Annotated in this window: 22 protein-coding genes and 2 pseudogenes; 12 read left to right on the top strand and 12 right to left on the bottom strand. The window is 68.6% G+C overall.

The annotated features are described in order from the left end of the window. Window positions 1–65: 65 nt before the first annotated feature. A complete protein-coding gene (locus ACZ5PB_RS12490; protein ID WP_468690325.1) occupies window positions 66–605 on the top strand; it encodes an EF-hand domain-containing protein in 540 nt (179 codons plus the stop codon). A 67-nt stretch (window positions 606–672) separates the two neighbouring features. Here ACZ5PB_RS12490 and ACZ5PB_RS12495 read toward each other — a convergent pair whose 3' ends face one another. Next, window positions 673–1,035, bottom strand: a complete 363-nt coding sequence (locus ACZ5PB_RS12495) for a hypothetical protein (RefSeq protein ID WP_468690328.1) — start codon at window positions 1,033–1,035, stop codon at window positions 673–675. 616 nt (window positions 1,036–1,651) lie between these two features. Between ACZ5PB_RS12495 and ACZ5PB_RS12500 the strand changes: the two genes are divergently transcribed. Next, a complete protein-coding gene (locus ACZ5PB_RS12500; RefSeq protein ID WP_468690329.1) occupies window positions 1,652–1,864 on the top strand; it encodes a hypothetical protein in 213 nt (70 codons plus the stop codon). 362 nt (window positions 1,865–2,226) lie between these two features. Here the strand turns inward: ACZ5PB_RS12500 and ACZ5PB_RS12505 are convergent, their stop codons facing one another. From ACZ5PB_RS12505 to ACZ5PB_RS12515, 3 genes are all read right to left on the bottom strand, one after another. Further along, window positions 2,227–2,520 (bottom strand): hypothetical protein, encoded by a 294-nt coding sequence (locus ACZ5PB_RS12505; RefSeq protein WP_468690331.1) that lies wholly within the window; start codon window positions 2,518–2,520, stop codon window positions 2,227–2,229. A gap of 333 nt (window positions 2,521–2,853) precedes the next feature. Continuing rightward, a complete protein-coding gene (locus tag ACZ5PB_RS12510; protein ID WP_468690333.1) occupies window positions 2,854–3,330 on the bottom strand; it encodes a hypothetical protein in 477 nt (158 codons plus the stop codon). 180 nt (window positions 3,331–3,510) lie between these two features. After that, window positions 3,511–3,933 (bottom strand): GNAT family N-acetyltransferase, encoded by a 423-nt coding sequence (locus ACZ5PB_RS12515; RefSeq protein ID WP_468690864.1) that lies wholly within the window; start codon window positions 3,931–3,933, stop codon window positions 3,511–3,513. 35 nt (window positions 3,934–3,968) lie between these two features. On the opposite strand from ACZ5PB_RS12515, the gene ACZ5PB_RS12520 reads away from it, so the two are divergent. Then, window positions 3,969–4,163, top strand: a complete 195-nt coding sequence (locus ACZ5PB_RS12520; RefSeq protein WP_468690335.1) for a hypothetical protein — start codon at window positions 3,969–3,971, stop codon at window positions 4,161–4,163. Window positions 4,164–4,289: 126 nt separating this feature from the next. Here ACZ5PB_RS12520 and ACZ5PB_RS12525 read toward each other — a convergent pair whose 3' ends face one another. The 4 genes from ACZ5PB_RS12525 to ACZ5PB_RS12540 all read right to left on the bottom strand — a co-directional run bounded on the left by ACZ5PB_RS12525 (window position 4,290) and on the right by ACZ5PB_RS12540 (window position 7,100). Next, complete coding sequence (locus ACZ5PB_RS12525) at window positions 4,290–4,778, bottom strand: hypothetical protein (protein ID WP_468690337.1); 489 nt, start codon at window positions 4,776–4,778, stop codon at window positions 4,290–4,292. A 277-nt stretch (window positions 4,779–5,055) separates the two neighbouring features. Then, window positions 5,056–5,793: a ribonuclease FAU-1 family protein gene (locus tag ACZ5PB_RS12530; RefSeq protein WP_468690338.1), complete on the bottom strand. Its 738-nt coding sequence runs from the start codon at window positions 5,791–5,793 to the stop codon at window positions 5,056–5,058. An 80-nt stretch (window positions 5,794–5,873) separates the two neighbouring features. Beyond that, entirely contained in the window at window positions 5,874–6,401 is a 528-nt protein-coding gene (locus ACZ5PB_RS12535) for a hypothetical protein (protein WP_468690339.1), read from the bottom strand. Window positions 6,402–6,686: 285 nt separating this feature from the next. Next, window positions 6,687–7,100, bottom strand: coding sequence for a hypothetical protein (locus ACZ5PB_RS12540; RefSeq protein WP_468690342.1), 414 nt, complete (start codon window positions 7,098–7,100; stop codon window positions 6,687–6,689). A 778-nt stretch (window positions 7,101–7,878) separates the two neighbouring features. Between ACZ5PB_RS12540 and ACZ5PB_RS12545 the strand changes: the two genes are divergently transcribed. Continuing rightward, on the top strand, window positions 7,879–8,211 hold the full coding sequence (locus ACZ5PB_RS12545) for a transposase (RefSeq protein WP_468690344.1): 333 nt from the start codon (window positions 7,879–7,881) through the stop codon (window positions 8,209–8,211). Window positions 8,212–8,768: 557 nt separating this feature from the next. Here ACZ5PB_RS12545 and ACZ5PB_RS12550 read toward each other — a convergent pair. Both ACZ5PB_RS12550 and ACZ5PB_RS12555 read right to left on the bottom strand, forming a co-directional pair. Continuing rightward, on the bottom strand, window positions 8,769–8,972 hold the full coding sequence (locus ACZ5PB_RS12550) for an SgcJ/EcaC family oxidoreductase (RefSeq protein ID WP_468690347.1): 204 nt from the start codon (window positions 8,970–8,972) through the stop codon (window positions 8,769–8,771). Next, the gene (locus tag ACZ5PB_RS12555; RefSeq protein WP_468690348.1) at window positions 8,969–9,634 is read right to left on the bottom strand and encodes a hypothetical protein; all 666 of its coding nucleotides are present in this window, start codon (window positions 9,632–9,634) and stop codon (window positions 8,969–8,971) included. The genes ACZ5PB_RS12550 and ACZ5PB_RS12555 overlap by 4 nt, the downstream gene beginning before the upstream one ends. Window positions 9,635–11,008: 1,374 nt before the next feature. Between ACZ5PB_RS12555 and ACZ5PB_RS12560 the strand changes: the two genes are divergently transcribed. Next, window positions 11,009–11,767 (top strand): transposase family protein, encoded by a 759-nt coding sequence (locus tag ACZ5PB_RS12560; protein WP_468690865.1) that lies wholly within the window; start codon window positions 11,009–11,011, stop codon window positions 11,765–11,767. A gap of 66 nt (window positions 11,768–11,833) precedes the next feature. Here ACZ5PB_RS12560 and ACZ5PB_RS12565 read toward each other — a convergent pair whose 3' ends face one another. Further along, window positions 11,834–13,861: a CocE/NonD family hydrolase gene (locus ACZ5PB_RS12565; protein WP_468690351.1), complete on the bottom strand. Its 2,028-nt coding sequence runs from the start codon at window positions 13,859–13,861 to the stop codon at window positions 11,834–11,836. Between the two features lie 82 nt (window positions 13,862–13,943). Further along, the gene (locus tag ACZ5PB_RS12570; protein ID WP_468690354.1) at window positions 13,944–15,275 is read right to left on the bottom strand and encodes an ATP-grasp domain-containing protein; all 1,332 of its coding nucleotides are present in this window, start codon (window positions 15,273–15,275) and stop codon (window positions 13,944–13,946) included. 894 nt (window positions 15,276–16,169) lie between these two features. Between ACZ5PB_RS12570 and ACZ5PB_RS12575 the strand changes: the two are divergent. The 7 genes and pseudogenes from ACZ5PB_RS12575 to ACZ5PB_RS12605 form a co-directional block, all read left to right on the top strand. Next, window positions 16,170–16,300 (top strand): annotated as a pseudogene (locus tag ACZ5PB_RS12575) (cysteine hydrolase); the annotation flags it as partial. 138 nt (window positions 16,301–16,438) lie between these two features. After that, window positions 16,439–16,642, top strand: coding sequence for a hypothetical protein (locus ACZ5PB_RS12580; protein WP_468690356.1), 204 nt, complete (start codon window positions 16,439–16,441; stop codon window positions 16,640–16,642). Window positions 16,643–16,723: 81 nt separating this feature from the next. Continuing rightward, entirely contained in the window at window positions 16,724–17,323 is a 600-nt protein-coding gene (locus ACZ5PB_RS12585) for a flavodoxin family protein (protein ID WP_468690358.1), read from the top strand. Between the two features lie 79 nt (window positions 17,324–17,402). Further along, window positions 17,403–17,630, top strand: a pseudogene (locus ACZ5PB_RS12590) (SDR family NAD(P)-dependent oxidoreductase); the annotation flags it as partial. Window positions 17,631–17,696: 66 nt separating this feature from the next. Continuing rightward, the gene (locus ACZ5PB_RS12595) at window positions 17,697–18,320 is read left to right on the top strand and encodes an SDR family oxidoreductase (RefSeq protein ID WP_468690360.1); all 624 of its coding nucleotides are present in this window, start codon (window positions 17,697–17,699) and stop codon (window positions 18,318–18,320) included. 195 nt (window positions 18,321–18,515) lie between these two features. Next, the gene (locus ACZ5PB_RS12600) at window positions 18,516–18,731 is read left to right on the top strand and encodes a hypothetical protein (RefSeq protein ID WP_468690362.1); all 216 of its coding nucleotides are present in this window, start codon (window positions 18,516–18,518) and stop codon (window positions 18,729–18,731) included. Between the two features lie 161 nt (window positions 18,732–18,892). Then, window positions 18,893–19,060: a hypothetical protein gene (locus ACZ5PB_RS12605; RefSeq protein ID WP_468690365.1), complete on the top strand. Its 168-nt coding sequence runs from the start codon at window positions 18,893–18,895 to the stop codon at window positions 19,058–19,060. Window positions 19,061–19,083: the final 23 nt, after the last annotated feature.

Genomic DNA, 19,083 nt, shown 5'->3' on the forward strand with positions numbered 1-19,083 from the left:
GCAGTTTTACGGCAGTACGGTGCACTCTGCCCAGCGTAGTTCGCCCCCCCGGAAAGTGGGACCGTATGAACGAGTCCGCCGCCGCCCGATACAACCGCACCTTCGATCTGTTCGACGCCAACGGCAACGGGGTGATCGACGCGGACGACATGGCCGCACTGGCCTCCATCGTCGTGCGCGCTGCGGACATCCCGCTCGACAGCGCACAGAGCCGGGATCTTCACGCCGCTTACCACCACCTTTGGGAAGCGGTGCGCGGGCAGGCCGACGCGGACGGGGACGGGAAGGTCACCCGAGAGGAATTCGTCACCGCGATGGATCGGGGAATGGTCAGCGGTTCCACGTTCACCGAAAGCCTGTCGGGCGCGATCATGGCAGAGTTCGGCGTCATCGACACGGACCGGGACGGGCAGATCAGCACCGCCGAACTGCAGAGCTTCCTGCGAAGTGGAGGCCTGACGCCGCAAGAGGCCGAGAGAACCGCTGCCGGCATGGACTCCGACGGTGACGGCAGCGTCTCCGGAGAGGAGTACCTGGCGGCTTGGACGGCCTACTACCTGCACCACACACCCGAGACGTCGGGCTACCTCGGTGGTGACGCCTGAGCTGCACCACGGCGTCTCGGCAGTCCCTGACGTGCCGCGACTCCTGGGCCGAGCGGAGTGTCCTCGCTCAAGAGCCAGCAGGCTTCCTGCGGCGCAGAAACCACACCGCCCCGCCAGCGGCTCCGATCGCCGCTCCTGCTCCAAGTACTGCCGGGAGCGATGATTCACCCCCGTCGTACTCCGGCCCGGCGGTCTGCGGCCCGGCGGCGCCCGCCGGTACCGCGTTGAGATCGCTCGCGCACACGACCGGCGTACTGCTGCCCGCCACGTAGGCGCAGACGGTGCTGGCGACGCTGTGCGTACCCCGGTCTCCGGTGCCTGCGGTGGCGCGGGAGAACACCTCGACGCTCTTGCCCGGTGAACTGTTGAGAGTCCAGGTGATGGTGCCGTCCTTGCCCACCACTCCGATCCGGGAAGCGCGCCCAGACATGCCTCGAAGGAGGCGATGCCCTCCACGGAGCGCAGCCAGACCGTGTGCGGGCCTGAGAGGGAGGCGCACAGCCGGATCTCGCGGAGCGGTTCAACTGGGCAGCGATCCTCGCGGTGTCGCCGGACGGCACGACGCCTCACAGAGTGACTGCGACCGGGTCGGCGCCGGAGAGGTAAGGGCCACCTCGCAGCGGTAGTTCAGCACCTCCTCGCGGTGGAGGCGGTCCCGTCGCCGACGGACGGTGGTGGCGTCCTCGCTCATGCCGTAGTCGAACCGCGCGGGCCGATGTCGCATCAGGAGGCAACCACGACCCGCACATCCAAGGGCACGGCCTGCTCCTCACTCCCAGCGCTTCCATCACCCGGCCCGCGCTCTCTCCAGACGGACAGCCCCAGCCCTTGGGGAAACCCGTCGGCGGAGGTCGGTCGCAGACCGGTTCGACAGAAAGCCGGTGGTGCCCCGCGCCTGCCCGCTCTGCCGTCCACCTGCTCCAGCGGACGGCAGAGCCGTGCGCGGGCAGGCACGTGGGTTCACGTCGCCCGTACCACTGCCAGCGCCCGTACAGAGCGGAGTGGAACTCCGCGGGCAGGTGCTCGCCGCTCGCCCAGTCCACAAGGTGTTCAGCGACCCGCCGCACCCCGCCCGGCTCGGCGAGAGCGAGCACCTCGCCAATGAGCTCCAGCAGTACGGGCTCGCCGTGGCCGACACGGCGCAAGAGCCGCCGTTCTCCACGGGCGTCGAGTGCCACGCGATGGTGATACTCCTTGCCGATGTCGACCGCGGCCCAGATCGTGAACATGGCCGCCGCCGCCAGCTGTTCGTTCTGTGATCCCGCGGACGGCCTTGCCGACGTTGTCCTGCACAGCAACCAAATCGCGTATCCCAATGAGCGGTTGTGACCGTCACGGGCTCTGAGCGGCCAAGTCATTTGAGCCATCAAGCGGCGCCAAGCTGACAGCCATGCCCGGAGTCCCCGGGCTCACCGATCCAGCGAATGACCGGCGTGGCCCTGTGCAAGAACGGTAGGACAAGCTGACTGAAGTGGAGGCGAGTACGGGTGAACTGGCTAGCGCGACCGGCAAGGCAACTAAGGCGAGACGAGCGCCTCATCAGCGAACGCTTGGCAGGATCCTCTGTAATCGCCGTACCAGGCGGCGTTGACGTTCTCGGATTGCCACCGAATCTTGGTGTTCATGGACTGCTCGCAGCCCACATGCTCGTCGGCCTGAGCAGGCGTAGCGATACCGGCCAGCGCGACAAGCGAGACCGCCGCCACGGCAGCAAGATTCTTGATCTTGGCTGATGAACAGGCACGAGGCCAAAGAAGTCACGGCCCACGTCGGGCTTTTCTGCGCTGTGCTCGTCGGGGCGACGACGTCGCCCCGCGGTTAAGGCATTGGCGTAGCGGTGGAGGATCTCGGTCTGGGCGGGGGTGGGGGTGGGGGTCAGGGCGTACCGGTAGGCCTTGATGATCGTTTCAGTCATGCGGGGATCATCAAGGCCGCCGCTGACAGCCGGGGCCGGTTTCCGGGCCGGATCCGGGGCCGGAGACGGTGGTGCACCGACTTACGTTCACGGCCCGGATGGCGAACCCCTCATCGGAGAACGGGATTTGGGCTTTCGGGCCCTGCCGTGGAGATCTCAACCCATTCGTGATCTTCGAAGCCTCGGGGCATCAAGGCGGGGCCCTGACGACTTCGCGTCGATGATCCCTGGTGCCTCCCGGGCCGTGTCGGCGCCGTAAATGTACGGACGAGCCTCATTCCGCCTCCTCAGAACCCGCGTCCTCCTCCAGCCGTAGCCTTCGGAGAACCGCGATCAATCCTCATCTGGGGTGATGGCCACTACAGCTTCCGGTCGAGGGAACGGCAGAACATCCCAACCCCTCAGCCAATCTTGCGCATTGCGTTCATGGCTCTCCGCTTCGATGCACCTTGGCACACGCCGCAGCCACCAGCGGAAGCCCGGGTCGTCCGGGCCGGGCCAACCCACGGTGGAGCTCCGGAAGCGCTCGTCGATCCCGTCGAGTTCAGGTTGTCGGATGGCGCGGACCCGTGGCGGCAAGAGAGGCCAGATCCTGGCCAGCGCGGTGCGGCACTCCAGATCGTTGGAGAGCTCCGGGGCCGACCACTCGTAGCCCTCTTCGACCTCAACCACCAGCGCGTCCCACGCCTCGAAGAGCGAGTTGAGCGTCCGGGTAGGGCCGAGCGCAGAGTGGACCGCCGCGTATACGGCGTCGTACTCATCAGCTGTCAGGCGCACTTCTTCAGCCAGTTCCGGGGGCATGGGGTCCATGCATCGACTATCCCAGGCCGCCTGGCGACGGGGCGATATCCCCTCGACCATGGCGGCCCTGGGGCCGGTGGTGTGTGCCGTCTTGCGTGCCGTGCGGCTGACCGTACCTGCGGTGGCGGGCCTCATGGGCCGTCAGCGGCCGATCGGGAGCAGTCGTTCGGGCCCTGCGCCTGCGCTGGTTCAGATGCCGTCGGCCTCCAGCGCGTACAGCTCGTAGGGAACGCTTCCGGTCTCGGTGTCCCGAGCGGCCGTTCCGACGCGGGAGAAGCCGACCTTGGTCAGGACGCGGCCGGAGGCAGGGTTGTCGGGATGGTGCATGGCCTCCAGCCGGTCGAGGCCGGCGGTGGTGAAAGCGACGGTGACGACTTGGCGGGCGGCGTGGGTGGCGTAGCCGTTGCCCCAGCTGTCTTCCCGGAGGATGTAGCTGAGGGTGCCCATGGTCCGGGTGCGTCGGCGCAGGGAGATCAAGCCGATCATTTCGTCTTCAGCGAAGATGCCCCAGCTCCACTGCGTACGCGGGGTTTCGGCGGCTCGGGCGAGGGCTGCGCGGATCTTCTCGTGGGCCTGGTCGAGGGTGAGGGGCTTGCCGGTGGTACGCCGGATGGAGGCCCGCTGTAGATGCGGGTGAGGGCGTGGGCATGGGCGTCATCGAGGGCCAGGGCACGCAGGATCACCATGCTGCGGACAGTCTCGTCATCAAGGCGGCCACTCATGACCGGCAGCGTATCGGCGCGAACTACCGTGACGGCCAGGGGCTCTTGGGGGCGTCGATCAGTACGCTCTCCGGCCACCCCCGTCTGGGACATGGCTTCTTCCCTTCGGCTATCGCGTAGGAAGACACCTCATGCAGTTACGTCGAGCCGTGGGGTGTTGAACCGCTCTTTCGGATCTTGCCAGGGGCCCAGCCCTGGGCCCGCCGCGCACAGGGGGCGACGGAGGATGCCCGTCGGGCAGGTGGATCACCAGAGGCCGAAGAACCGTGTCCACCAAGTGGGTCGTGCCGCGAAGTGCTCCAGCGCGCTGGGGCCCTCGTAGTCGCTCTCCAGCAGCTCTTCGGGGACGCTCATGTAGCCCAGATCGGCCAGCGCACGCTCAACGGTAGCGAGGTCCCCGAGGTCCAGCGCCCCCTCCTCATGGGCTTCGTCCGTGCCGAGGAAGGCCCCCGGATTGTCGGCGCAGACCTCGGCGAGGGAGCCGAACTTGCTCACACAGACCACGATCCGCGTCCCGCAGACCGTCGCGTCCGCAGGCACGCGGACGCGCCCGTACTCGCTGGAGTCCCCCGTGTCCCTCTCGGACTCGCACGACGCCTCGAAGTCCGCTTCGAGCCGACCCACCAGCCCATCGAATTTGAGCCCGGTAGCCGCACGGTCGTAGTGCAACGGCCGCTCCAGCCGCTCGGGGTCATCTAGTTCGCGCAGCAGGGCCAGCAGTTCTGTCTCACTCATCACCATCCGAACATCCTCTCGCCCGGCGGTCGGAGGTGTCGAAGGGGTCACTACGGCACCGACCGGACCACACACGTCCTGACCCGGGCTGGCCACCACCGCCCGGGCCCATCAGAGATCCAGGACCTCTCATTACTAACGAATTAGAGGTGTCGTTTTCCGGGGAGGGCTTGCCCACGCGGGCTGAGCTGGGCAAACGATCGGCTGCCGATCTCGGGGGGCACACCTTCGGACACACCTCCGCTCCCCCGCTGAAAACAACCGTCCAGGCAACCGTTCAGCCCCCTTCCGGTGCAACCCTCCCGGCCGCCGCCGCAGGGCTGGGAAGGCACGGTGCGGGCCAGGCAGGCTCCCACCTCCAGAGCGCCCACCGCTCGGCGTCGGCGAACACCCCGGAGCGCTCGGCGAGCATCGCGAGGACCTGGTCGCGGGCGGCGTCCACGGCCTGGTGCTCGGTGCCGGAGACGATGCCGAGGCGCCGCACGTGCGCGTACTCGTCTTCGTCCTTCCACTGCCACCGGGTGAGGCCGGGGTCGATGAGCAGGTCCACGGTGAGGTCGAAGGTGTCGAACCCGTCCTCGGTGCGGCGGGTGGGGCGCTCGAAGTTGACGTACCAGTTCCGCAGCCGGCGCCCCTCCCCGTCCGGGACGAAGAAGGCGTTGATGCTGAACCAGGCCGCCGGCGGCTTCCACAGCAGCAGATCGGTCTCCTGCCACACCGCGTCCTCGAGGTCCCACCGGCCGGACGCCATCGCGTCGAACGCCTCCGTACGCACCGAGCGGTTCCCCTCGGTGCGGGCCTGCGCGTACAGAGCGGGCCAGCGGGCCTGCGCTCCGGGCGCGCATGCGGCCACCAGCGCCTCGCCGGTGTCGGTGAGGACCCGCAGCGCCTGTTCGCTCCACACCCGGCCGGAGCGGTGGACATCGCGTCGCACGACCGTCTGACCCGTCTCGAAACTGCGCACCGGTTCCTCCTTGGCGTCCCCGGCCGGGATGTCCCGGCCCGGCTTGCCCACCTCACCGCGCCCCGGCCGGGGTGGGCAAGCCGCCGTCCGGGGTTGGCTTGCCCAGGGCCCCCCATGGGCTTGCCTGCGTCTTATCGGCGGCGGAACAGGCCGCGGTTCTTCTTCGCCTCCGCTTCGGCCGCCTCCCGCGCCGCGGCTTCCTCCGCCTCCCGCTGCGCGGCACGCTCGGCTTCGATCCGGGCGAAGTGCTCAGTCGCGCACGGCCCGCACAGTCCGTCCGTCTCGCTGCGCCAGAAGGATTGCCGGGTCGACTGGCAGCGCTCATCGGCGAACTTCGTGCCGCACCGCGTGCACACCGGGCGCTTCGCCTCCCGCTCCGCGGCTTCGCGTTCCGCCTGACGCCTGCGGGACTGCTCCACCTCCACCGCGTACAGCCGCTCGCCGTCCGGGTTGTCCAGCGCCTCGTTCAGCGTCTGCCACTCCTCACGCCCGAGCCGCCGCCACACCCTGCCCGCTGCCCCGGCCGGGTCGGCGGTGATCCGCTCCAGCTCGGTGACGACCACCGGCACCGCCTGGTGGTAGTCGACGGCCGTGAACCCAGCCCACGGGTACCGGGTGCCCGCGAAGTATCGGCGGGCGCTCGGCTCCAGGCGCCGCATCCGGCTCTCCTGCTGCGCGACGCTCTTCCCCCGTGAACACGTACGCCACCGGCACGCACCCCTCGCGACCGGTCGCCGGGTAAATCCGCGACCAGAGCCGGAAGTCGTGCACCGCCGCACCCCGCCGCCGGGCTGCCCGCTCCTTGTCCACGTCGGCCTTCGGCGCCAGGAGCCCGAACCAGTCGCTGTAGCGGCGCAGCTTCGCGACAAGGTCGTCGACGGGCTCGGTGGCGCGGTCGACCTCCAGGAGCATCGCGGGCACCCCGGCAGCCGGGGCGCGCATTGTTAGGTCGGCGTACTGGGTGTACCCGTACGGGAGCTTGTGGGCGATCTCGGTCTGCCACGAAAGGGGGTGCCGAAGCCGGCACCGGAGAGGACCGAGGCGGTCATCGTCACGGCGGCCGCGTGTTCGTCGAAGCCGTCTCCGCCGACCGGCTCACCGTCGTCGAACTCGACCTTGCGCAGCACGGACATCCGCACGCTCTTCGGGAGCAACTGCTTGGCTTCCTTGTGTCCTCGCTCGGTGAGCACCCACAGCTGGTGTCCCGACTCCAGTCGCGTCTCCACCCGGACTTTCCCGTCGCCCTTGAGGGCGTTGAGGGTGTCCCTCGTGCACCGGTCGTACCGGTCTCCGGGACGCAGCATCTGCCACAGGTGGTCGGCGGTAGCCCTCTGGAAGATCCCCAGAGCCTTCAGCACTTCCTTCTTCCTGGTGTGGGTCGGCTTCCATGTCCCCTTGGACTCAGAAGGGTGGTCGAACGTGTCGGAAGCCCCTGGTTTCCGAGGCTGACCTGCACCGACGCGTCCCGTGGCCGAAGAGGCCGTGGAGGGGGCGAGGGAGGGGCCCTCGGAGGGGGCCGGCGGGACCTGGCCGGCGTCGTCGGCGAGCTCGGCGACGCCGGACTCGTGCGGCTGAGAAGCCGTGACGGGGTGAGGTCGGCGGGCACGGTGTCCTCGGTTTCTCCGGCCTGCGGACCGGTCGGTGAGCCTCCGGCCCGCAACGCGGAGGTGCGCACGAGCCAGAACCACCGTCGGAAAGCACCCCTTGTCCGCTGTCTGACGCTCACCACCGACTGCCCTCACTCCCGCCCGATTGCACCCCTTGTCCAGCCGTTTTGTCCGTGAGCGAGGCCACAGGCCGCCTATCGCGGCAGGCTTCCTGATCAAGTGCGACGGCTGACTAGGCCGGTTCGTTTGGATCTCATCCGCTGGTCGAGGTTGTAGTTGATGATGTCCATGTGACTCACCGCATCAGCATTCTGACCTCTGTTATCGGCGTTCTTGCCAGCGTGATGCTGCTCGCTCTTGCCGTTCGTGAGTACCGCTCCGGGGCGTCGGTCCTCTGGCTCGTGGCTGGAGCTGTGATCTTCCTCAGCGCTTCGTACGCGCTCGTGCGGGACGCGCGGCGGCTCCGGTCTGGGCCGACCGTCTGACAGCGGCTCCGTTGCAACCCGCAGCCGCCTGTCGTTGTTCGTGTGTGCCGTTGACTGACCCGCAGTGGGCGCGAATCGAGCCGTTACTCCCAGATCGGACACCTCGGCGGGGTGGCCGGTGGCGGGACCACGGAGAAGTGATAGACGCGATCGTCTGGAAGTTCCGGACGGGATCGCAGTGGATCCACCTCCCTGAGAAGTACGGCAGCTGGCGAGGGGTCTACAACCGGCCAGCGAACCCTCGGCGGGGACGGTCAGGGCGGCCCGGCGGGAATGGGTGCCGGCGGCCGCGGTGGAGGTGTCGCTGCGCCCGCCAGTGGTGCAGGGCCCCGTCCGTGGCAGGGAAGACGCACTCGGAGTGCTGGAAGGGCTGGTGAACAGAGCCGGTGGACTGGCGGTGGTGTGCGGGGGCGGGCGGCCTCGGTAAGTCCACCCTCGCCGCCGAGGCCGCGGAGCAGGCCGGCTGGCGGGCCGAAACGTGTTCTGGGTGCGGTGGCAGGACAGCACCCAGCTCGCTGACGGCCTCACCCGCATCGCCCAACACCTCGGACTCCCCGACACCCAACTCGACGCCGCACAACGGGGGGAGGCACCGCTGAGCAGGCGCGCCTGCCATGTGGCCGCCGCGACGGCGGAATGGTCCACGTCGAACGGCTCGGCCAGGACCTCAGCTGGTGAGGTAGGTGTACCAGGGTAAGCAGCAGCCGGTCGCAGAAGACCAGCTTCGGGCTGCGCTCGGCGCCAGCTGCCCTGGAGTGTTCACCGCCCCGGGCGAGTGGGGCCCAGGCTGACGTGCCGCCTCCCATGTCGGCGAGTTCGGCGAACAATTCGCCGAATGGGGCGCGGTAGACCCCGGACGGGGCAGGATGGGGCCACGCCGCGCGGGCCCAGGCTTGGCTTCACAACTCGCCCGACCTGCGCGGCTCTTGTCAGGTCACGCGCCGAGTATCTCCGTGTTCTGGCAGGCGACCAGGCGCCATTGCCCGTCCTCCTTCGCCATGACATAGAGCGGCGTACCGGGGTTCCCGATGGGCTGACCATCGAACGTCAGGTACTGCGCGTGCACCTTGACAGCGGCGACGTCGGGGCGGATGAACAGCACATCCACCACCTCGTAGGTGGCCGTCGAGTCCTTCATAGCACGGGGAAATACCTGGTGGGTGAAGTACGCACCTGGTCCCAGCTGAGGGTGAGAGTGGGTCCACCGAACAACTCTGTTGGTTCCCCGGTCCCTGGCCCTCGCAGGTCGCCTGCCTTACCGCGGTAGTAGTCGACGACTGTGCGCGCGTAGTGGAACTCATGGTTGAAGGGGATGGGAGACCCCGTGCGGTCCCCCGCGCTGAGCACCCCGTCGATGGTGTCGGCCATCTTGCGGGGATCTGCCCCGAAGTAGGCAACAACGGACATGGTGCACTTGATCTTGTACCTGTCGGAGCCTGTCGGAAAGAACAACTCCGGAGCGCTCCCGCCAACGCATACATCTTCCAGAACAACCAGCCCTAACGTGAGCGGGGTCTGGGCGTCCCAGGCTGCGATGATGTCCCGGCTGGCTAACTCCGCCGCCTGCCGCGCCTTCAAGGCTTCTGGGCTGCCAGCCAGTTTGCGCACGTTTTTCTCGCTGGTCGCACGCCCGCACGCGGCGAGCACAAGCACGAAGGCGATGGTGAGAGGTGCGCCGATCACGCGGCGTATCCAGGATCTCTGCTGTCGGCTCAGAGCCGACGAACCGAGCCAAGTCTCAGCGACAGCAGCCAGAAGAACAGCCAGGACGAGTATCACGATCCAGAAAGTGGTCGCCATGCCGATCATGATTCGCCGGCTGCACGAACGGCTGCTATCCGTACAGGTACCTAATGAGTTCGACGTTGAGGCGACTGGGCACGCGCAACAGCAGCGGACTCAAGCGGCCTCAAAGCTCGGGTGATACGGCGGTCCGGCAGGGTCGGACGCCCATCTCCCTCCTGAACGCCAGCTGCTTCGCCTCATTTTGTTAGGCGCTGTAAGAGGTGTTGCAGATACAGAGCCACTAGTCAGACAGAGCGGCGGCCGATGAGGAACTGACCGCTGGAAAAGAACGGTGCTTCGTCAGGACCGTACGTGCCGTTGAGGCTCTTGAAATGCCCCAGGCTCAGCCTTACCTCGGCACACGAGCTGCGGATCCGCTCCTGAGCAGTCTCCAACGCCAGGTCAGGACGAGCGTTCCGTGCGAAACCGGCTGACCGACCCGACCGACCGCTCAACACACGCCTCCAGGGTGAGTCCTGAATCGCCGCACCGTCACGACCAGGTGCTCTGCCGCAAGCGGCAGGAACGTAAGCCGGACCGGTCACACGTGAACGGTTCGTGAGCTGTTCGCCCGACTGGCACGCCAGCACGATGGTGCATGAAACAGCACGGCGTGCGGTTCACCCCGCCTGTTCGTGTTGATCGCACACGTCAGCCGCGGGGCCAACCAGAGGTACCGCACCCACGCGGCTCCCGAAAAGAAAACCCGCAGAAAGGACTTTGCCATGACCCTCATCAGCCCCCGGCTCAGCGTAGCCATACTCAGCCCATTGCTCGTGTCGGCCAGTCTGCTCTCCGCCGCGCCCGCCCAGGCGGCGCCTACCGCCGAGCAGACACTGACTTCCTCTACCGTCGCACCCACCTCGAACACAAAGGCGAGGGCCGCTCAAGCACAGTCGCTGTGCACCAGGGTTGTCACCGGGACCCCGGGCCACTGGACCGAGGCCAGCGGCTGCCCCTGGAGCACTCCCCCCGTCCAAGGGCCCAGCACGGTCGGCTTCGAATGGAGTATTGCGGCCTCTGGCAGCAACCAGACAGCATGTGTGGAAGCCAGGGCCACACCGCGCAGCCCGTGGAAGTCCGCCGGGTGCGGCAAACAGGGCACCACCCGTCTAGCCGCACCGGGCTACTCGATCGGGGAATACCAGGTCCGCGTGATGAGCACACAGCCCTTCTCCATCGCGTCGGTGCGGTGGGGCGACGGACTGAGGGCCAGCTGATTCAATGAAGCCCCGCCATCGAGTGTGACAATTAAACGGCTGCTCTTGAGCTGTTTCCAAGCCGACTGCTCTGTGAGCGAGTTGGGCTGCTGTACAAGATGAAGAAGCTCCTGGTAGACGGGTTCACGACCAAGATCGCCCGTACTGCCAGGAGCTTCGTGGTGCTTGTCTGTCCTCGTCGATCGATCTGTCCAGCCGCACCCTGCAATACCTGGGCGAGCAACTCCGGTCCCGGCAGCGGGAGATCGGGGCGCGGCGGCGTCCTCCCACCGGCCGCCGGGCCCTGCTCGTCCTTGCCCACCTGCGATGCGGCGCCACCTACGCACAGCTCGCCGCCGGGTTCGGCATCGGAATCGCCACCGTGTTCCGCTGCATACGCGAGGCCATCGGGGTGCTGGCCGCCCTCGCACCGACCCCGGACGAGGCGATGACGACGATCCGCGAGAAGGCGTTCGTCACCCTCGACGGCACCCTGCTCCCCGTCGACCGCATCGCCGCCGACACCCCGTACCACTCCGGGAAACACGAACGCCACGGCATGAACGTCCAGGTCCTCACCGATCCGTTCGGACGGCTGCTCCGAGCCTCGCCGGCCCTTCCGGGCTCGACCCACGACCTGACCGCGGCCCGGCAGCACGGAATCGTCGAAGCCCTCGCCCATACGAGGCTCAAATGCTGGGCGGACAAGGCGTACCAAGGAGCCGGCGGAACCATCCGGGTTCCGTTCCGGGGCCGCCGCCTCAAAGGCCGTCCTCGTCCTTCACCACGCCGCAAGATGAGGTTGGAAAACGCTCAATGTCCGTCTGCTGCCTGGATTTCACATAGTCGGCCGCGGAAGGGCGCCTATCGACAGAAGTGGGACGTCATCGGGCAGGTCGTTTTCACCCTTTCCGCCCGCATGACGAACGGGCCGCTATGCACTAACTGACGAGGGCCCCGCGCCCTACCCGCACGATAGTTCTCGACTTCTCGCGGCGCGGCAGCCTCGGAAGTCCTACAGGGCGTCCCGGGGCACGGCCTCGTTCCAGGTGCGTGAGAAGACCCGCTTCTCTCCCTCGTAGCCGTCGAGGGTCGCATTGACAAGAAAATCCTTTTCCGTGCAGTGGAGTGCGGTCCTGGTCTCCACCCTCACGTCCCAGTCGTCGCGGGTGAAGCGCATGGTCCAGGCCGTCTCCCCCGTGACGGAGGTGAAGTCGTCGGCGGTGGCGGTGTAGCGTTCCTCGGCGCGCAGGCCGGTGTCGAGGCCGATGTCGTCGATGCGTACGGTGCCCCGGTCCTTGACGATCTCCAGCGCGGAGCCGTACCCGATCAGGTCGCGGCGGACTTCCCAGCGCTCCTCCGGTGGGCTGACCTGTGTGGAGGCCAACGGGGTGCAGCCCTCGGGTTCGCCGAAGGGCTGTGGGGGGAGGTCGTCCGGCTCGGCGGTGGGGCGGACGGGCAGGGTGATCGTGCTGGTGCCCTCGTACACGCTCAGCAGTGCCGGGCGCGGGGCCGGCCAGACCAGCGGCCAGTACGAGGTGGACAGTGAGAGCCTGATGCGGTGGCCGGGCGGGAACGCCTGGGCCACACCGTTGAGTTGGACGGTCGCCCTGTAGCGCTTTCCCGGCTCCAGGGCCTCGGGTTCGCCGGTTCCCGCGCGGTGGGTGAGGTTGAGGACGCCGTACGTGACGCGGGTGGCGCTGCCGTCGGGGGCGACGTCGGAGATGCGGGCGGCGACGGTGGCGACGGGTTCGCTGACGGTGAGGTCGAGTTCGACGGTCGGGCTGCCGAGGATCTCGACCGGCTCGGCCAGCGGTTCCGTGTCGAAGACGAGAGAGCCGCCGTCCTCCTCGCGCTGGTCGTAGGGCAGGTCCGGCGGGGCGTTGTAGGACGCCCACTTCCCGGCGAACTGGCCGACCGACAGCGGGGATTGGACGGTCATGGGCTGCCCGGCGGTCTCCGCGGCGCCCTCTGGGGCGATCCGGTGGCGCAGCAGGGCGCGGCTGACCGGGGTGATGTGCGGCGAGGGCCAGGACGGTTCGCCGACCCAGCGGCCGGGGCGTTCCTCGTACGAGGTGGACGGCGGGACGCTCTCCTGCATCCAGGCCTGGAGCATGGGTCCGTCCATGACGCCGTTGTCGGCTCCCTTGAGCCAGTGGTCCCACCAGCGGACGACTTCCTGGAGGTAGCCGATGGCGGGCCCGGGCTCGCCGAGGTGCGGGTACTTGTGCGACCACGGGCCGACCAGGCCCTTGCGGGGGACGTCGAGGTGCTCCAGGACGCGGGTGACGGCGTTGGAGTAGCCGTCGGCCCAGCCGCTGGAGGCGAGCACCGGAACCTCGACGGCGGCGTAGTCCTCGCAGACGGAGGCGTGCCGCCAGTAGTCGTCGCGCCGCTGGTGGTGCAGCCAGTTGAGGATCCAGGGGCGGGTGTTCTCCATGCGCTCGTGCCACATGTCGCGCCAGCGCTCCCCGACCAGGGCCGGGTCGGGCGGGCAGGTGGCGTAGGCGAACATGGTGCCCGCCTCGGCGAGGTTGTCGGAGAGCATCGCGCCGCCCATGTAGTGCATGTCGTCGGCGTACCGGTCGTCGGTGAACGACGCGAGAACGATCGCGCGGAGGCTCGGCGGGCGGCGGGCGGCGGTCTGGAGTGCGGCGAAGGCGCCCCAGGAGATGCCCATCATGCCGGTGTTCCCGTCGCACCAGGGCTGTTCTGCGAGCCAGCCGAGGACGTCCTCGGCGTCCCTCTGTTCCTGCTCCAGGTACTCGTCGGCGAGCACGCCCTCGGACTCGCCGGTGCCGCGCAGGTCGACCCGTACGCAGGCGTAGCCGTGTCCGGCGAGGTAGGGGTGGTGGATGGAGTCGCGTACGGCGGACAGGTCGCGCTTGCGGTAGGGGATGTACTCCAGAACCGCGGGAACGGGCTCGTCGTCGGAGGAGACGGGCCGCCAGATGCGGGCGGAGAGGCGGGTGCCGTCCCGGGCGGGGACGACGACGTGCTCCTCCTCCTTGGTGGTGTGGGGCAGGTTGCTGACGTATCGCATGGAGTGAGGCAGCTCCTTCTCTGGTCGAGGTGCTCGGTAGAGGGCCGGGTCAGGGTCGGGGCAGGGCTGGGTCAGGGCCGGGTCAGGCGTTCTTCTGGTCCCGGCCGCCCGGGGTGGTGTCCGCGAAGTCCAGGCCGAGGGCCGCGACTGCGCGGTCGTACTTGGTGCGGATGTCCTCCTCGCTGTCGCCGCCGGTGAAGATGTGCGCCAACTCGTAGCTGTAGCTGTCCTGTTGTTCGGTGTCGGAGAGCCGCTGCCCCTCGTCGGGGACGACGTCGATCCGTACGCCCGGGATCTCCCGCTCGATGCGCTCGATGTCCTCGGCGCGGGGCGTCCGGCGGACCGTGCCGTCGGCGAACCAGCGGTAGTACCACTTCGCGGCGACCTTGTACGGGCCCTGGCGGTAGGGGAGTTGGGGGTCACGGCCGAGTGCGAGGCTGAGCATGCAGTGGTGGTTGGGCACCCCGTCGACGTACTCGAAGAGCTCGGCGTGCGACTGCGAGTGCCGGGGGTTGATCTCCAGCAGGTTGAGCGCTTCGGTCTGCGGGTCGTAGAAGTACTCGATGCTGAAAGTGGCGGCATCCATGCCGATCTGCCGCATCACCTTCACCGACACCTCGTGCAGGCGACGGATCACCGGATCCGGCAGTGCGGAGGGGTACTGGTGCCGCAGGAAGCTGGCGGAGCCGGGGTAGTTGATGGAGTCCAGGACGCCGTAGACGGTGACCTCCCCGTTGTGCACGTACCCCTCGACCGCGACCTGGACGCCGGTGAGGGTCTCCTCGGCGAGGCAGACCTGGCCGCCGACACCGGCCATCTCCGGTGGCAGATCGAGCCTGTCGAGTACGTACTCGAAGGGACGGCCGACGCGGGAGACCCCCTCGCGTATCTCGGCGACGGCGGTGCGGAACTCCTGTTGGTCCTTGACGCCGAAGGCCAGCTCCGAGGAGTACGAGAGGGCCGGCTTGACCCACATCGGAAAACTCATGCCCTCCGGAACCGTCGGATCGTCGGTGGAGAAGTCCACCTGCCCGAACCTCGGATGCTCCTCGACGACCTTCTCCTGCTCCAGGCGGGCCCAGTACTTGTGCTCGCACTTGACGACGGATTCGAGGCTGGTGGAGCGGGTGCCGTAGCGCTCACCGAGAATCGGCACCAGGGTGCTGACGGGGAAGTCCCAGTAGCCGACGATGGCGTCGATGCTGCCGTCGAAGGCGTCGAGGATCTGTGTCGCCTTGTCGATCAGGTCGGGTACGGACACCTCTCCCGACTGGAGCTCCTCGATCGTCAGCAGGGGGTGGAAGCGGTACTCGTCGGCGTGCGGCACCGCGCTCAGGGTGGGGAGGTTGGCCTCGTCGAGGCCGAGCACGAAAATGTTCTTGAGGGGGGTCTTGAGAGGGGTCTGGTGGTTCAACGGGTCTCCTCCAGTCGGGTCGTCCGCGGGCACCGTGGTCGACTTCCTCGAATGGCCGGTTTCATACGCACACGAGCAAAATTTGCTGCGCGGCACGGGTCTCCCGCTCACCCCGGGGCCAGCAGTACGGCAGCCCCCGCCGAACCCACCAGCCCCACTGCCTGTGCACGGGTGATCTTCTCGTGCAGGAGGGTGAGGCCCAGGACCGTGGGGCTGGCTGGGTACGAGGGCCGCGAGCCGTCCGGCGGCCACCGGCCACAGCCCGCTGGCCGGGTCGGCCTGAGCGAGCCCTACGTACTGGACGGCGACGCCGAGGCTGGCGATCAACCCATCCGCCGAGGCCGGTCCGCCCCGCATGCGGTTCCCGCGCCGGGCCCCTCCCCCAGCGACGAACCAGAGCGCGGGGACGGTGATGCCGATACCGAGCCCCGCGAGCACGGCCGTGCGGTCGCCGAGGAATCACACTCCGCGCACCACCGACAGAGCCACCCCGGTCAGTGGCCGCACCCGATCCGATGCCGGACAGTGCGCCCCAGAGCAGGTCCGTGGCCTGCACCGCATCGGTGGGAATCACGAACGCAGCGACGCCCGCCAGGCCCAGGCCGCCGAGGCCAACGCGAGAAGAGCGCCCATGAGGCGGCGCGTACCCCTGCTGTCCCACCCGTACCCGGGCCGATCACACGACGCCGAAAGCATGCCCGGATGCCCGCGCCGTTCGAGCCCCCCGGCTCCCCCGAGCCCAACCGTGAGCACGGAATCGAACACTTCTCAGCCCGCCCGTCGTTCCCGTGCCGAAGAGGACGAAGCAGCGAGGAGCTCGCGCAGAGGGCACAGTGGAGACATGGGAGAGACCGCAGTGATCGTCATCGACATGATCGATACCTACGAGCATGCGGCGGGCTAGTGGACACCGCCCTCGCAGGGACGCATGCCGACCTCGTGCGCCCATCGTCCCTGACGAGGAGTCCCTCTTCGTAGTCACGGCGCGGCATTCGATCTCCTACGAGACCCCGCTCATCTACCTCCACGTCGTCACCGCGTCCCGGGTCGACTTCAGCAATTCCCGATCCGGCGCCGCCCCGCATGGACAAGCCAGACAGGGTTACCCATACGGGGGAACCAGCCCCGCCAACCCCGCCAACCCCACCAAGGAGCGATGACGGATGACCAGCCCTCAGCACCAGTCCCACGACGACGACCATGCAGCCGACCGCCCGGACACGGCCGTCGGGGAGGCTCTGAAGGAATTCGAGGAGGCCGAAACCCGGGACGTCGGTCGCACCGACCTGCCCGACGAGCACGACGGCGAAGCAGGGGACGCACTCTCCCCCAACGAGGAGGCGCAGGAAGACGCTTCCGGCAACTGACGCCCACCACCCGCGTCCGCCCACCCCCGCGCCCCTCGATACCGAAAACCGGTCCCGACAAGGGGCCAGAAGGAGTACGACATGCGTGTGCTGTCCCTCGTCTGCACGTTGAGCCCCTCCCCCAAGCCCTCCAGCAGCCAGCTCCTGGCAGAGCAGGTGGGCGCGGAGTTCGAGAAGCTGGGAGCCGAGGTGGAGACCGTACGCGTGGCCGATCACGACGTACGCCCCGGTGTCGAGCTCGACATGGGCGACGGCGACGCCTGGCCCGCCCTGCGCGAGAAGGTGATGGCCGCCGACATCCTGCTGCTCGCCACCCCCATCTGGCTCGGCCACCCCTCCAGCATCTGCCAGCGCGTACTGGAACGCCTGGACGCCGAACTCTCCGAAACGGACGACGAAGGCCGCCTGCTGACATACGGCAAGGTCGCCGCCGTGGCGGTGGTGGGCAACGAGGACGGCGCGCACAAGGTCAGCGCCGACCTCTTCCAAGGTCTCAACGACGTCGGCTTCTCCCTCGCGCCCGGCGCGGTGACCTACTGGGTGGGCGAGGCCCAGCAGGGCACCGACTACCAGGACCTCGACGAGACACCCGAAGCCGTGGCCTCCACCACGCACACCCTCGCCGTGAACGCCCACCACCTGGCGGAGCAACTGCGCCACTCGCCCTACCCGGCCTCCTGAAACCCGCAGTCACCTCAAGGAGGCCCCCGTACCGTTCGCCCTCCCCTTCTCCTCCGCCTTTCTCGCACCGCCTTCCACCCTGAACCGGCTCTCCGCCGTCGTCACGGGAGGCTCACGGGGCCAGGGGCTGCTGCTCACCGACAATCTCCTGGGCCGCGGCTGCACGGTGACGATCGCCGCCCGCGACAAGGCCGAGCTCGACCGAGCCGCGGCCCTGCTCCAGGGCCGCCGCCCCGGAGCGACGATCCGTACCGCCGTGTGCGACGTACGCGAAAGGCAGGCCGTCGCAGGGCTGTTCCGCCGGACGGCGGCAGCGTGGACCTCGTCATCGCCAACGCGGGGATCATCCAGGTTGCCCCGGCGGAAACAGTCGGTGTGGCCGGCTTCGAGGCCGCTCGCCGCACCGCACCTGCTGCCGCACTCCTGCGCCAAGTCGGCTGTGGGCACCCTCGCCGAAGGTCTGTACGCGGAAGGGGCACGCGACGGCGTGTCGGTGATCGCGATCCACCCCGGGCTGATGCGGACCGGCTCGCACCAGCACGCCGTATTCGGTGGGGACCGCTCGCGGGAGTTCGCCTGGTTCTCCGCAGCCGCGGGCACCCCGCTCCACTCCATGGACGCCACGCGCACCGCGCACCGCATCGTGTCGGCCGGACAGAAGCGCAAGATGCGTCTCGTACTCCCCCCAGCGGCGCGGGTGGCGAACAAGGCACACGGCCTCGCTCCGGCGCTCACCACCCGGCTGACCCATGGTGCCGCCCGGCTGCTGCCCACGGGCGAGGGAGAGCCGCAGCTGCGTCCGGGCATCGACGTGGAGGCGGAAAGGCCGCGCACCGTGGGCGAACGGATCCGTTCACTAGCCGGCGCCATGAACGACCGGGCGGCACGCGCGAACAACGAACGCCACCACCCCCGGGAGAGCGGCCTCGGCCTGCCCCGTGAGCTTGGCGTCACCGGGACCCAACTGTTAAGAGCTGCGTCAGAACCGGCGATCTGAAGCGCTCCGTGAGGTGTGGTGCACCTCGGCGAAGAAGGTGTTCTGCAACCAGGCGAAGCGGTCAGATGGCTGTGGCCACACTCTCCGTATGGACCCAGGAACAGCGGCAGTCCTTGGTGCTCACCACCTCGGCGCCCCGGAAGCGCGGACTCGCCTCCGTGCCTGGGACCGGGGCGGGGCAGCCCAGTCGACGTCATGACCTACGAGCGGCAGCAGGGCGACGTCGAGTGCGGCGTAGAGGTCGATGGTGGTGCGGCCGCCGCGGGCGCTGCTGTAGCAGCGGGTGACGGTGCGGGCCGGACGCAGCCAGCCCAGGCTGCACAGTGCGTTGAGGCCGGTACGGCGTACACCGAGGCGTACTGCCGCCTGCTCGGGTCCGAGGTAGAGGTGGCGGTCGAGGAGCTCTTTTGAAGTCGGCGCGGCGGGCGAGGGCGGCCACCTGGCCGGGGTGCACGTCCGGGGCGTCGGCGTCGGTGCCGAGGACGGTCAGGAGGCCGGCCCGGGCGAGGTCGCCGATCTGGCCGGACGTCACTGCCGGGCGGCGGGCCGGGAGCGGGGCGCCGAGTGCGGCGGTGAGCCGGCCGGCGGCGGTGGAGGCGCCGATCGGGCCGCGCAGGGAGGCGCGGACGGCTTGTGCGTCGACGGTCTCGACCGCCGTACGCGACCGGAGGCAGTCGCGCATTCGCGTCAGCGAGGTCCTCCACCGCTTCTACTGCGGGTACTTCGCCTACGGCGGGTAAGAAGAACGCGCTCGTCATCCCTG

This window comes from Streptomyces sp. NPDC032721, from assembly GCF_055579625.1.